Below are 13,467 nucleotides of genomic sequence, written 5' to 3'. Positions count from 1 at the left end.
CATGGCCACTCCCAGCGCTAGCTCTTATAACGCCGACGCCATCGAAGTCCTCTCGGGCCTCGACCCGGTGCGCAAACGCCCCGGTATGTACACCGACACCAGCCGGCCGAACCACCTTGCCCAGGAAGTCATCGACAACAGTGTCGACGAAGCCTTGGCCGGGCACGCCAAGTCGGTGCACGTCATTCTTCACGCCGACCATTCCCTGGAAGTGTCCGACGATGGTCGCGGCATGCCGGTGGACATCCACCCCGAAGAGGGCGTGCCGGGCGTTGAGCTGATCCTCACCAAGCTCCATGCGGGGGGCAAGTTCTCCAACAAGAACTACCAGTTCTCCGGCGGCCTGCACGGCGTGGGCATTTCCGTGGTCAACGCCCTGTCCACGCTGGTTCGGGTGAAGGTCAAACGTGACGGCAACGAGTACCAGATGACCTTCGCCGATGGCTACAAAGCCACCGACCTGGAAGTGATCGGCACCGTTGGCAAGCGCAACACCGGCACCAGCGTCTACTTTGCGCCGGACCCGAAATACTTCGATTCGCCGAAATTTTCCATCAGCCGCCTCAAGCACGTGCTCAAGGCCAAGGCGGTGTTGTGCCCGGGCCTGTTGGTAACCTTTGAAGACAAAGGCACTGGCGAGAAGGTCGAGTGGCACTATGAAGACGGCCTGCGCTCGTACCTTGAAGACTCAGTCAGCGAGTTCGAACGCCTGCCGAACGAGCCGTTCTGCGGCAGCCTGGCCGGTAATAAAGAAGCCGTGGACTGGGCGCTGCTGTGGTTGCCAGAAGGCGGCGACAGCGTGCAGGAAAGCTACGTCAACCTGATCCCGACGGCCCAGGGCGGCACCCATGTCAACGGTTTGCGCCAAGGCTTGCTGGACGCGATGCGCGAATTCTGCGAATACCGCAGCCTGCTGCCGCGCGGCGTGAAGCTGGCGCCGGAAGACGTGTGGGAGCGCATTGCGTTCGTGCTGTCGATGAAAATGCAGGAGCCGCAATTCTCCGGCCAGACCAAGGAGCGCCTGTCGTCCCGCGAGGCGGCAGCGTTTGTCTCCGGTGTGGTCAAGGACGCGTTCAGCCTGTGGCTCAACGAGCACCCGGAACTGGGGCTGGCCCTGGCGGAGCTGGCGATCAACAACGCGGGGCGGCGCCTGAAGGCCAGCAAGAAGGTCGAGCGCAAGCGCATCACCCAGGGCCCGGCGTTGCCTGGCAAGCTGGCGGACTGCGCCGGGCAGGACCCGATGCGTTCCGAACTGTTCCTGGTGGAAGGTGACTCCGCCGGCGGTTCCGCCAAGCAAGCGCGGGACAAGGAATTCCAGGCGATCCTGCCGTTGCGCGGCAAGATCCTCAATACCTGGGAAGTCGATGGCAGCGAAGTGCTGGCCAGCCAGGAAGTGCACAACATTGCCGTGGCGATTGGTGTGGACCCAGGCGCAGCGGACATGAGCCAACTGCGCTACGGCAAGATCTGCATCCTCGCCGACGCCGACTCTGACGGCCTGCACATTGCCACGCTGCTGTGCGCGCTGTTCGTGCAGCACTTCCGCCCATTGGTGGACGCCGGTCACGTCTATGTCGCCATGCCACCGCTGTATCGCATCGACCTGGGCAAGGAAATCTACTACGCCCTCGACGAAGCCGAGCGCGATGGCATCCTTGACCGCCTGGTGGCCGAGAAGAAACGCGGCAAACCGCAGGTCACGCGATTCAAAGGCCTGGGTGAAATGAACCCGCCGCAACTGCGCGAAACCACCATGGACCCGAACACCCGGCGCCTGGTGCAGTTGACGCTGGGCGAAGACTTCGCCGAAACCTCGGAAATGATGGACATGCTGCTGGCGAAGAAACGCGCGCCAGACCGCAAATCCTGGCTGGAATCCAAAGGCAACCTCGCCGAGGTGCTGGGCTGATGCGCACAGGTTTCGCCCTGGCGATCCTGATGTTGAGCGGGTTGACGACCACCCAGGTGGTGGCCGCGCCCGTGGCTGAGTTGAAGCTCGTGTCTGAACACGCGGTGGACGGCATGCGCGGCGGTAACCTGTCGGGCCTGGCGCTGTGTGGCAAGGCGTTGTGGACGGTTTCCGACCGGGATGACGACCAGATATACCGCCTGGATACCAGCGCGCCGACCTGGCAGGCCGAAACGGTGAAGATCGAGGTGCCGCCGGTGCCGGAGTCCGGGCTGCCCTGGGGGTTGCGTTCGCGCACCAAGGCAGCTTCGTTCATTCGCGGTGGCGACCTGGACTTTGAAGGCATCAGCTGTGATGCGGCCGGCAACCGCTACATCGTCAGCGAAGCGCACGCGGCAGTGTTGAAAGTGCCGGTCAGTGGCGAGCCAGAATGGTTGAAGATCGCCCCCGGCATGGTGCGCGAAGCCCGTGCCAGTGGCATGTTGCTGCATTTCAATGCGTTGTTTGAAGGCCTGGCTGTGAATCCCGAGGGCAATCAGATTTGGCTTGCAGCCGAGCGCGAAAGGCGCGGTTTAATCTCGATCAAGCGTCCGCAAAGCCTGTGGGACTGTGACGGTCCCTGCGTGCTGTTGAGCGAGGCCGGCCAGGAAGTGCAGCCGGCCAAGTTCACCCACGCCAAGGCCGTGTCCAAGGATTTTGCCGACCTGGCCCTGTTCAAGGGCAAGCTGTTTACTCTGGAGCGCAATGCGTTCCAGATTTGCCGGCGCGATGCGCAGACGGCCAAGGTCGAGCTGTGCTGGTCGTTTGCCGACGAAACCCTGACGCCCGAACGCAGTTATCCACAGTCCTATGGGCTGGCCGAAGCCTTGGTGGTGGATGAAAGTGGTGCCTGGCTAGGCATCGACAACAACTTCGGCCCCCGCAACGATGGTGAAAAACGCCCGGTGGTCTATCGTTTCGCCGCCCCGGCCGGTGGCTGGAGTGCCCAGCCATGAACCTGAATTTTCTTGAATTGACCCGGCGCCGCGGCATTTCCGCTGCGTCTTACCAAATGATGAGGCCCGCATGAGTGACATCCTCGCAGACAGCTTAGACGGCGTAGAACGCCGGTCGCTGGCTGACTTCACCGAAAATGCCTACCTCAACTACTCCATGTACGTGATCATGGACCGGGCCTTGCCGCATATCGGCGACGGCCTCAAGCCCGTGCAACGGCGCATCATCTACGCCATGAGTGAGTTGGGGCTGGACGCCGACTCCAAGCACAAGAAGTCGGCGCGTACCGTCGGTGACGTGCTCGGCAAGTTCCACCCCCACGGCGACTCGGCCTGCTACGAAGCCATGGTGCTGATGGCTCAACCGTTCAGCTACCGCTACACCCTGGTGGACGGCCAGGGCAACTGGGGTGCGCCGGATGATCCCAAGTCCTTCGCCGCCATGCGTTACACCGAGGCGCGCCTGTCGCGTTATTCGGAAGTCTTGCTGAGCGAGCTGGGGCAGGGCACCGCCGATTGGGGCCCTAACTTCGACGGTACCCTTGACGAACCGCTGGTGTTGCCCGCACGTTTGCCGAATATCCTGCTCAATGGCACCACCGGTATCGCCGTGGGCATGGCCACCGACGTGCCGCCGCACAACCTGCGGGAAGTGGCTACGGCCTGCGTGCGCTTGCTGGATGAGCCAAAGGCCACGGTCGAGCAGCTCTGTGAGCATATCCAGGGTCCGGATTACCCGACCGAAGCGGAAATCATCACGCCGCGCGCCGACTTGCTGAAGATGTACGAAACCGGCAAGGGTTCGGTGCGCATGCGCGCCGTGTACCACATCGAAGACGGCGACATCATCGTCACCGCACTGCCGCACCAGGTGTCTGGCGCCAAGGTGTTGGAGCAGATTGCTGCGCTGATGCAGGCAAAACCGTCGAAACTGCCGCAGGTCGCCGACCTGCGTGACGAGTCCGACCACGAAAACCCGTGCCGCATCGTGATCATCCCGACCAACAGCCGCGTCGATCACGAAGTGCTGATGCAGCACTTGTTCGCCAGCACCGACCTGGAGTCCAGCTATCGGGTCAACGTCAACATCATCGGCCTGGACGGCAAGCCGCAGCTGAAAAACCTGCGCAACCTGCTGGTGGAGTGGTTGGAGTTCCGTGTACGCACCGTGCGTCGCCGCTTGCAATTCCGCCTCGACAAAGTCGAGCGCCGCCTGCACCTGTTGGACGGTTTGTTGATCGCCTACCTCAACCTCGATGAAGTGATCCACATCATCCGCACCGCCGAGCACCCGAAAACCGAGCTGATCGCGCGTTTCGAGCTGAGTGAGATACAGGCCGACTACATCCTCGACACCCGTTTGCGTCAGTTGGCGCGATTGGAAGAAATGAAGCTGCGTGACGAACAGGACGCGCTGCTCAAGGAGCAAGCCAAGCTGCAGGCCCTGCTGGGCAGCGAAGCCAAGCTGAAGAAGCTGGTGCGCAGCGAGCTGATCAAAGATGCCGAAACCTACGGCGACGACCGCCGTTCGCCTATCGTGCAACGTGCTGAAGCGAAAGCGCTGACAGAAACCGAGCTGCTGCCAAACGAGAAAATTACCGTCGTTCTGTCGGAAAAGGGTTGGGTTCGCTCCGCCAAGGGGCATGATATTGACGCCACCGGTTTGTCGTACAAGGCCGGTGACGGCTTCAAGACGGCTGCGGCCGGGCGTTCGAACCAGTTTGCGGTGTTTATCGACTCGACCGGGCGCAGTTATTCGGTGCCTGCCCATACCTTGCCCTCTGCGCGGGGGCAGGGCGAGCCGTTGACCGGCCGCCTGACGCCGCCGCCAGGGGCGAATTTCGAGTGCGTGCTGCTGCCGGACGATGATGCGCTGTACGTGATTGCGTCGGACGCGGGCTACGGTTTCGTGGTCAAGGGTGAAGACCTGCAGGCCAAGAACAAGGCGGGCAAGGCGCTGTTGAGCTTGCCCAACAATGCCAAGGTGATCCTGCCGCGTCCAGTGGAGGACCGTGAGAGCAACTGGCTGGCCTCGGTGACCACCGAGGGCCGCCTGCTGGTGTTCAAGATCAGTGATCTGCCGCAACTGGGCAAAGGCAAAGGCAACAAGATCATCGGGATTCCCGGTGACCGGGTGGCCAGTCGCGAAGAGTACGTGACCGACATTGCGGTGATTCCAGAGGGCGCCACGTTGGTCTTGCAGGCCGGTAAGCGTACGCTGTCGTTACGGCCTGACGACCTTGAACATTACAAGGGCGAGCGCGGGCGGCGTGGTAACAAACTGCCACGTGGCTTCCAGCGAGTGGATGCTTTGTTGGTGGAAACGCCCGTTTAAGGCGGATTAGAGCCCTCGATCTACGATTTAACGCGTAGATCGACGCTTTGGCGCTGGAGTCATGGCGCATATTCACGGATGATATGGCCTTTCCAGCGCCGGCGTGGCCGAGCGTGTTTAGGTTATTTTTTAGTATTACATTGTGGTTCGCCTTGTGGCAGCCACCTGGATGGGATGATGACTGCTCCACGCCTTCCTTTTATTTTCATGCTCGCTGGCCTTTTGGGGCTGGCGGGTTGCAGCACACACCAGCCGGTGTCGCTGTACCAGCTGGACAGCGGAAGTCCGGCTCAGCCAGTACAAACTGCTGGCATGGCAGTATTGCTGGGCCCGGTAGTCGTCGCTGACTACCTGCAACGCGAAACCCTGCTCCAACGTCAGAACGACGGCAGCCTGCAAGGTTCCACCGACGGCCGTTGGGCGGGTAGCTTGTCCTCCGACATCAACCAACTGATGCTGCGCCAGGTGGCGGGCCAGTTGGACAGCCAGCGCGTGGTGCTGTCGCCTGCACCGGCCGGTTTTTCGCCGGATGTGCAGGTCCTGCTGACCATTACCCGGCTGGATTCCGGCGCTTCGCAACCGGCGATCTTGGATGCGCAATGGCGTTTGATCGACCGTCGTGGCCAGGTGCGCGATAACCGCATCGTGCACCTGCAGGAAGAACATACCGGCACCACCGCGTCCCAGGTCCAGGCCCAGGGTGAGTTGTTGCAGCAACTGGCGCACCAGTTGTCGGTGGCCCTCAAGCCGCTGGCCAACCAGCCGCCGATTGCCGAGGCACCCCGCAAGCCTAGCGCCCCGGTACAGGCCAAGCCGGCAGAGCCACAGAAGCCGAAGATGCCGATGGCCACGCCGATCCGCACGGACATGGAAGTGTTCAGGTTCTGACCTGAATCGCAGCTATAAAAAAGGCCCGCTGACTCAGCGGGCCTTTCTGTTTGTCTGCGATTTGAGCCTTGGCGAAGACCCAATGTGGGAGGGGTGGTGTTCTTCAGGGCTTGGTGCGGGTCTCATGCATGCGCGCCAACTGCCGCTCCAGCATCGACGGATACGGCTCCATCAACCGCTCCACACAGCTTGCGCCTTCTGGGCTGGCAATCGGGCGGATGCGGGCGCGCTGGCGGATCAGCGTGTCTTCGCTGATCTTGCGCTCCACCAGCAGCAGGTTGCGGCTGTGTTGCGACAAGGCCAGGGCGTCCTGGGCAATCTCGGTGAGCAGCAGGTCGATCTGGCTGATGCCGAACAAGTCGTCACCCACCGTCAGGCCCAGTTGCAATTGCAGGGTGATGCCGCTGTCGGCGACTTCAATCTGCAACTCATGGCCCAGGGCGCGCAGCAACTCACCGCAGCAGATGGCGTTGGTCAGGTAGTCTTCGCCGCTGTCTTCGCTGTGGAACAGCATCAGCGTGCTGCCATCGTTGAGGGTGTGCAGCTCGCTCTGGTACAGCGAGGCGGCCTGGTCCAGGCAGTCGCGGTAGCGTTCCAGCAATTCCGTCAGGCGGGTGCGGGGCAGGCGGCGCAGTTGGTCCTGGGACCCCAGTTGCACGGCGAGTACGGCGCTGAACTGCGGCTCGGCGCTCTTCACCGGAGCCGGCTTGGGGGCCACGGCAGGCGTGCTGGCCGAGGTGTCGCGCAGGTCGGCGAAGGGGTCTTCTTCGTCCAGTTCGTCTTCTTCGGCCTGGATCGCCTTGCGGGTCGCGGGCTTGAGGCCTGCAACCGGGGCGCTTTCGGCGAAGCGCGGCTCGTCGGTGTCGAACTCGGGTTCGTCGTCGTAGTCCGGCTCGGGCTCAACGTCACGTACCACCGGCTCTGGCGCGAAGCTGGCGTGCAGTTGGCGGGCGAGGTCACCAATCTCATCCTGGCGGTCGGTGGCCGGGGTGTGTTCGTCGATGTCCCGCAGCCAGATGCGCAGTTGCATCAAGGGCGTGGAGATATGGCGGCCGAGGCGCAGGCTCAGGGCCAGTGCCAATGCCAGCAGGATCGCGCTGAGAATACCCATGCTCTGCAGGCTGATGGTCATCGGCTGCTGGAACTGCTGCATATCGAGGCTGATGCGCAGCTGGCCGGCCTTCACGTCCTGGAACGTGATATTGCTCTGGTATAACCCTTCGGCTTCACCCAGCAGGCCGTTCTTCGGGCGTTGCCCGGCTTCGGCCATGATGCGGTTGTCCACGCTGTAGATGGCCGCGTGGGCCACCAGCGGGTTCTTGGTCAGGTTGTTGAGCAGCACGTTGAGGCTGAGGATGTCGTTGGACACCAACAGCTCGGTCGCCGAGGTGGCGGTTTGCGTGGTCAGGCTCTCGCCCAGGGCGTCGGCTTGCTCGTGCATGGCCTGCTTGAACTGCAAACCCATCACGCAGGCGTAGATGACCAGGGCCAGGGCGACCAGGATCACGTTATGGCTGGCGATGCGTAATGCGATCGGCACACGGCGGTGGCGCAGTGCCCGGAAGATCAGCAGGAAGAAGTTATCGGTTTTTACTGGCGTGGGCCGGTTCACTTGCGCTCGGCTCTTGGTCCGTGAAGTTGACGCGCAGTATAGCGACAGCCCTAGGACCGGCAAAGCGCTGGCTGTGCCCGATGGTCACTGAAAGTGGGTAGAATGCGGTTTTTTTCCAGCCTGGGGGTGCGCCTTGCGCGAAATTGTCCTGATTAACATCACTGGCGAGGACCGTCCGGGTCTGACTGCGGCGATTACCGGTGTTCTGGCCCAGGGTGGTGTGAACATTCTCGACATCGGCCAGGCGGTGATCCACGACACCTTGTCGTTCGGCATCCTGGTAGAAATCCCCAGCACCGAGCAGGCATCCTCGGTACTCAAGGACATCCTGTTCACGGCCTATAAACTGGATCAACAGGTGCGTTTCACGCCGGTGTCCGAAGAGGACTACCAGCACTGGGTCGACGGCCAGGGCAAGAAGCGCCATATCGTCACCCTGTTGACCCGCAAGGTCACCGCCGAGCAGTTGCAGCGCGTCAGCTCCATTACCGCCCACTATGGCTTGAATATCGACCATATCGACCGTCTTTCGGGGCGCATGCCGCTGGATACGCCGGCCGACAAGGGCAAGGGGTGCATCGAATTCTCCGTGCGCGGCGAGCCGGCCGACCCACAAGCCCTGCGCGCTGAATTCCTCAGCGTGGCCCAGGAGCTGAATGTCGATATCGCCTTCCAGGAAGACTCGCTGTTCCGTCGCAACCGCCGCCTGGCAGTGTTCGACATGGACTCCACGCTGATCGAAGCCGAAGTCATCGACGAGCTGGCCAAGGCCGCTGGCGTGGGCGATCAAGTCTCCGAGATCACCGAGCGGGCCATGGCCGGCGAGCTGGACTTCCGCGCCAGCTTCAAGGAGCGCCTGGCGCTGCTCAAGGGCCTGGACGTGAGCGTGCTGGATTCCATCGGTGCGTCCCTGCGCCTGACCGAAGGCGCCGAAACGCTGTTCGCCGAACTCAAGCGTCTGGGCTACAAGACCGCCATCCTGTCCGGCGGCTTCACCTATTTCGCCAAGCAGTTGCAGGCCAAGTTGGGCATCGACTATGTGTTCGCCAACGAGCTGGAAGTGGTGGATGGCAAGGTGACGGGCGTGGCCGTGGAGCCGATTGTCGACGCTCAGCGCAAGGCAGACCTGCTCAAGGAGTTGGCCCACAAGGAAGGTTTGCGTCTGGAGCAGACCATTGCGGTCGGCGATGGCGCGAATGACTTGCCGATGCTGGCGATTGCCGGGTTGGGCGTGGCGTTCCGCGCCAAGCCGCTGGTGAAGCAGTCGGCCAAGCAGGCGATTTCGACGCTGGGGCTGGATGGTGTGCTGTATCTGCTGGGCTTTCGCGACCGTGATGGTCAGCTCTAACTGAACAAATGCGGTCAAAAATGTGGGAGGGGGCTTGCCCCCTCCCACATTTGATCGTCATTTGTTTCTAATTAGGCTTTGGGCAGTGCCATGCCTTGGCCCATCTGCACCGCAGTGCCTGCTGCCAGTTCTTCGGCCCACTTCACCTGATCCGGCCCGAACAGCACGATCGCGGTCGAACCCAGCTTGAAGCGGCCCAGCTCAGCACCTTTCTCCAAATGAATCGGCGCACGTGCCGTTTCGTCGTAGCGGAAGGTTTTCAGCTCGCGTTTCGGCGGTGTCACCAGGCCAGCCCATACGGTCTCGATCGACGCGACAATCATTGCACCCACCAATACGACGGCCATCGGGCCACGTTCGGTGTCGAAAATGCAGGCAACCCGCTCGTTACGTGCAAACAGCTCTGGCACGTTTTCGGCGGTGGTCTGGTTGACCGAGAAGATCCGCCCCGGAATGTAGACCATCTCGCGCAGGGTGCCGGCCAGCGGCATGTGCACGCGGTGGTAATCCTTGGGCGACAGGTAGACGGTGGCGAAATCACCGCCCATGAACGGCGCGGCCACGGCTGCATCACCGCCCAGCAGTTCCAGCACGCTGAAACTGTGGCCCTTGGCCTGGAACACGCGGCCGTGCTCGATCGGGCCCAACTGGCTGATCGCGCCATCGGCCGGGCTCAGTACCGCGCCAGGCGTTGGATCCAGCGGGCGCGCGCCGTCCTTGAGGGCCCGCGTGAAGAAGGCGTTGAAGTGCTCGTAGGCGGTCACGTCTTCCACCAGCGCCTGGGACATGTCCACCTGATAGCGTTTGGCAAACCAGCGGGTGAAGGCATTTTTGAACCAGCGCACACGGCACTCGGCGACGCAGCCGGCCAGGCGCGACAGCAAGTGGTGCGGCAGCACGTATTGGCTGAGGATAAACAACTGCTTTTTCATTAACTGTCCTTAAACCTTAAATCTCGACGGGGGTGTCGGGGTGGTTGCCCCATTCGCCCCAGGAACCGGCATAACCTTTGACTCGCGGATAACCGAGCGCCTTGGCCACCAGGTAGGTGAAGCCAGAGCGGTGGTGAGTCTGGCAGTGGGTGATGATTTCTTTGTCGCGGGTCAGCCCCAGGTCTTCGAGGATCTGCGGCATGTCGCGGCGGATCCGCAGGTTGCGCGCCTTGTCCATGCCCGCCGTCCATTCAAAGTTCACCGCGCCAGGGATGTGCCCACCTTTGGCGGCGAGTACTTTTTCGCCGGAATACTCCAGCGGGCCGCGCGCGTCCCAGATGCCCAGGTCGGCCGCGCCGAGGCGGCTTTGCAGGTACTCGCGGGTGGCGGTGGGGCCGTCATGCAGTGTCAGGCTGACCGGGACGCCAACGGGTGCCGGCACATCGGTGGAGACCGGGTGCTGTTGTTCCAGCCAGGCCAGCAGGCCACCGTCCAGGTAGTGGTATTTCTGGTGGCCGATCACGTCGAGCATCCAGATGAACCGCCCGGCCCAGCCGCCGCCTTCGTCGTCATAGACCACGTAGGTGGCGTCGGGGGTGTGGCCCAGTTCGCCGAAGAGTTTTTCCAGGTCGGCCTTGAGGGGCAGCAGGCCGGGTGCCGGCGGCTGGCCCAGTTGGGTGCGCTTGGGGTCAACGAAATGCGCGCCGGGGATATGCCCTTCGGCGTAGCGGGCGGCACTGGTGAGGTCCACCAGAATCAGGTGTTCGGCATCCAGGCGGCCTTGCAGGTCGCTGGACTCGATCACCAGCGGCAAGCCAGAGAAGTCAGGCATGTGAGGTCTCCTGGGCACAAATGTTGGCGATAAAGGGACCGCGATTGTAACGCAAGCGTCAGGCGCTGCGGTTGGTAAAGCAGTGCAGCGCCTTCTCGATGCATTGGGCGGTCTTGCCGAAGGCTTGCACGGTGGTTTCCGAGAACGGCCCGCCGCCCTGGTCGGCCAGCACCAGCATCACCACCTTGCCGTTGCAGCTCAATGAACGCAGCAGCACGTGTTCGCCGGTGAACAAACGGCGCAGCACCGGCGGCAGCAAGGCCGCGAACTGCGCATGGTTGTCCGGGTTCAGGCGAACCTGGGCGGACTTTTCCAGCAGGCGTTGCAGCAGCGTGCTGTGGGTGACGTCCAGGCTCAGGTTGGCGGCGTCCTTGGGCAAGCCGTCGGCCTGGTGTACGCGCAGGGTGCTCTGGGCGCGATCGGTCATCAGCAGCAAGACTCGCTGCATGCCGCTGGCCACGAGAGCTTCCTTGGCGCAGGTGGTCAGGTGCATGGCATTGGCGAAGCGGCTTGGCTCCACCAGCAGTTCAGTGCAGCGATTGCGCCACACCGCGAGCGCTTCGGCGGTGGGTGGCGGTGCGGGAAGCAAGCCACGATGGATCTTCTGCACATGCCACGGCCAGATCAGCGACAGCGCCGGGTGCCAAAGATCGGGCATCAACGTGGTGCGGGCGCTGGTAACGGCCTGCTGGTGCACCAGTTGCTGCACTTCACCCAGGGGCTGCTGCAGGTACAGCGCGGTCAGGTACTGCCAGCGCTGGGTGTGGGGGCAGGTCCAGGACTCCTGGGCCGACATGGCCAGGCCGTTGGCCAGCAACACGGTGTTGGCCGGCTGGTTCAGCCAGCGGCGCAGATTGGGCTCTGCATCGAGCAGTTGCTGGTGGCGCAGCGGGTCGTCTTCGCGGGCGATATGCAGCGCCTTGACCAGCAAGCGCTGTTCGCCCAGCAGCAGGTTGTAGCCCTGGGACACCCAGATCGGCAGGTGCCAGGCTTCGGTCAAGCCCAGGCACAGGTCCAGCAGGCGCACGCCGAACAATTCCTGCTCGACCTGGCGGGCCGGCTGGCCTTTGTGAATTACCCGCAGCTCCCACTCTTCGAGGAGCTTGGGAAACGCGACTGCCATCGGCCACAGCGGCGACAGAAACAGCAGGCTGCCCCAATGAATGTCTTGCCACAGCCGCGCCAGGCGGCTGCCGAACAAGCCATTGGCTTGCTGCGAAGCGTGCTGGCTCACCAGCAGCAGTTGGCGCAACGCCAGGGGGATTTCGTGGGCCGGCACCGAGGGCAGGCGCGCCAGCAATTCCTCGGCGCGCTTGAGGCCCAGGCGGTTGAGCGCCACTTCGAGGTTTTCCGCCGGTTCCGCTAGGCTGCCCTGGGCGTGGCTGTTGGCCTCACGCATCACGCTCAGCACCAGCGCCGGGCTGCTCTGCATCAGGTCGGCGATGTCTCGCAACGAACTGCGACTGTCACGGATGGCCTTGCACACACGGTCGTGGCTGGCCTGGGGGACGGGCAACAGCACATCGTCCAGGCGCTTGATCCACGCGGCGAGGGAATTGGGTTTTGCAGTGTTTGCTTTCGATTCATTGGCCATGATTGGGGCGCGATCATCACTTGCGGTCAACACGCCCGGAGCGGGCCGAACTGGCTTTTCGCCTTAACGGGCTATAGTCTGGCGCAGTTTTGCCGATAAGTAGAACAAGAGTTTTTCAGTTCCCCCAAATATGTCCATGAACCTGACGGCGCAAGTACTCATCTCCTATGGCTAAAATTATCGGCATCATCGTCGTCTTCGCAAGCGTGCTCGGTGGCTATGTCCTGTCCCACGGTAAAATCGCTGCGCTGATCCAGCCTTTCGAAGTGCTGATCATCGGTGGTGCGGCACTGGGTGCCTTCCTGCAGGCGAACCCCGGCTACATGACCATGCACGTGGTCAAGAAATCCCTGGCCATGTTCGGTTCGCGCTTTACCCACACCTTCTATCTTGAGGTGCTGGGCCTGGTTTACGAGATCCTCAACAAGAGCCGCCGCGAAGGCATGATGGCAATCGAGGCGGACATTGAAGACGCCGCCGCCAGCCCGATTTTCGCCAAATACCCGGCCGTGCTCAAAGACGAGCGCATGACCGCTTACATCTGTGATTACCTGCGCATCATGTCCTCCGGCAACATGGCCCCCCATGAGCTGGAAGGCCTGTTCGACATGGAACTGTTCAGCCTTAAAGAAGAGCTGGAACATCCCTCCCACGCCGTGACCGGCATCGCCGACGGCATGCCTGGTTTCGGTATTGTCGCGGCGGTACTCGGTATCGTGGTGACCATGGCCTCCCTGGGCGAAGGCGACCAGGCGGCCATCGGCATGCACGTGGGTGCAGCACTGGTGGGTACCTTCTTCGGTATTCTCGCCGCCTATGGCTTCTTCGGCCCGCTGGCGACCTCCCTGGCCCACGACGCCAAGGAAGAGATCAACCTGTACGAATCGATCAAGGCCAGCCTGGTCGCCTCGGCGTCCGGCATGCCGCCTTCGCTGGCGGTGGAGTTCGGGCGTAAAGTGCTGTACCCGAAACATCGCCCGAGCTTCGCCGAGCTGGAACAAGCGGTTCGCGGTCGCTAAGCC

General features: G+C 62.5%; 10 protein-coding genes. 6 read left to right on the top strand and 4 right to left on the bottom strand.

The genetic code is table 11. The annotated features are described in order from the left end of the window. Position 1 precedes the first annotated feature (1 nt). The 4 genes from parE (at position 2) to CQ041_RS11815 (ending at position 6,127) form a co-directional block, all read left to right on the top strand. On the top strand, positions 2-1,909 hold the full coding sequence (parE, locus tag CQ041_RS11830; RefSeq protein ID WP_105522016.1) for a DNA topoisomerase IV subunit B: 1,908 nt from the start codon (positions 2-4) through the stop codon (positions 1,907-1,909). Beyond that, positions 1,909-2,904: an esterase-like activity of phytase family protein gene (locus tag CQ041_RS11825; protein ID WP_105522015.1), complete on the top strand. Its 996-nt coding sequence runs from the start codon at positions 1,909-1,911 to the stop codon at positions 2,902-2,904. Before parE ends, CQ041_RS11825 begins: the two co-directional genes overlap by 1 nt. Positions 2,905-2,974: 70 nt before the next feature. Continuing rightward, the gene (parC, locus tag CQ041_RS11820) at positions 2,975-5,239 is read left to right on the top strand and encodes a DNA topoisomerase IV subunit A (protein ID WP_105522014.1); all 2,265 of its coding nucleotides are present in this window, start codon (positions 2,975-2,977) and stop codon (positions 5,237-5,239) included. Between the two features lie 177 nt (positions 5,240-5,416). After that, positions 5,417-6,127: a membrane integrity-associated transporter subunit PqiC gene (locus CQ041_RS11815; protein WP_163002058.1), complete on the top strand. Its 711-nt coding sequence runs from the start codon at positions 5,417-5,419 to the stop codon at positions 6,125-6,127. Positions 6,128-6,230: 103 nt separating this feature from the next. Here CQ041_RS11815 and CQ041_RS11810 read toward each other — a convergent pair whose 3' ends face one another. After that, entirely contained in the window at positions 6,231-7,739 is a 1,509-nt protein-coding gene (locus CQ041_RS11810) for an AhpA/YtjB family protein (protein ID WP_105522012.1), read from the bottom strand. A gap of 133 nt (positions 7,740-7,872) precedes the next feature. Here CQ041_RS11810 and serB point away from each other — a divergent pair, with 133 nt between their 5' ends. Continuing rightward, on the top strand, positions 7,873-9,087 hold the full coding sequence (gene serB, locus CQ041_RS11805) for a phosphoserine phosphatase SerB (protein ID WP_105522011.1): 1,215 nt from the start codon (positions 7,873-7,875) through the stop codon (positions 9,085-9,087). A 71-nt stretch (positions 9,088-9,158) separates the two neighbouring features. Here serB and asd read toward each other — a convergent pair whose 3' ends face one another. From asd to CQ041_RS11790, 3 genes are read right to left on the bottom strand one after another with little or no spacing between them, the layout of a single operon-like run. Next, complete coding sequence (gene asd / locus CQ041_RS11800; protein WP_105522010.1) at positions 9,159-10,019, bottom strand: archaetidylserine decarboxylase; 861 nt, start codon at positions 10,017-10,019, stop codon at positions 9,159-9,161. Positions 10,020-10,035: 16 nt separating this feature from the next. Next, positions 10,036-10,851 carry a rhodanese-like domain-containing protein gene (locus tag CQ041_RS11795; protein ID WP_105522009.1) on the bottom strand — a complete coding sequence of 272 codons (816 nt, stop codon included), beginning with the start codon at positions 10,849-10,851 and terminating at the stop codon, positions 10,036-10,038. 58 nt (positions 10,852-10,909) lie between these two features. Beyond that, positions 10,910-12,445 carry an HDOD domain-containing protein gene (locus CQ041_RS11790; RefSeq protein ID WP_105522008.1) on the bottom strand — a complete coding sequence of 512 codons (1,536 nt, stop codon included), beginning with the start codon at positions 12,443-12,445 and terminating at the stop codon, positions 10,910-10,912. 167 nt (positions 12,446-12,612) lie between these two features. Here CQ041_RS11790 and motA point away from each other — a divergent pair, with 167 nt between their 5' ends. Then, positions 12,613-13,464: a flagellar motor stator protein MotA gene (gene motA / locus CQ041_RS11785; protein WP_099583685.1), complete on the top strand. Its 852-nt coding sequence runs from the start codon at positions 12,613-12,615 to the stop codon at positions 13,462-13,464. Positions 13,465-13,467: the final 3 nt, after the last annotated feature.

The sequence above is a fragment of the Pseudomonas sp. MYb60 genome (assembly GCF_002979555.1).
GTDB lineage: Bacteria > Pseudomonadota > Gammaproteobacteria > Pseudomonadales > Pseudomonadaceae > Aquipseudomonas.
The sequence above is the reverse complement of the archived record's forward strand: the minus strand, read 5'-3'. Positions and strand labels throughout refer to the sequence as shown.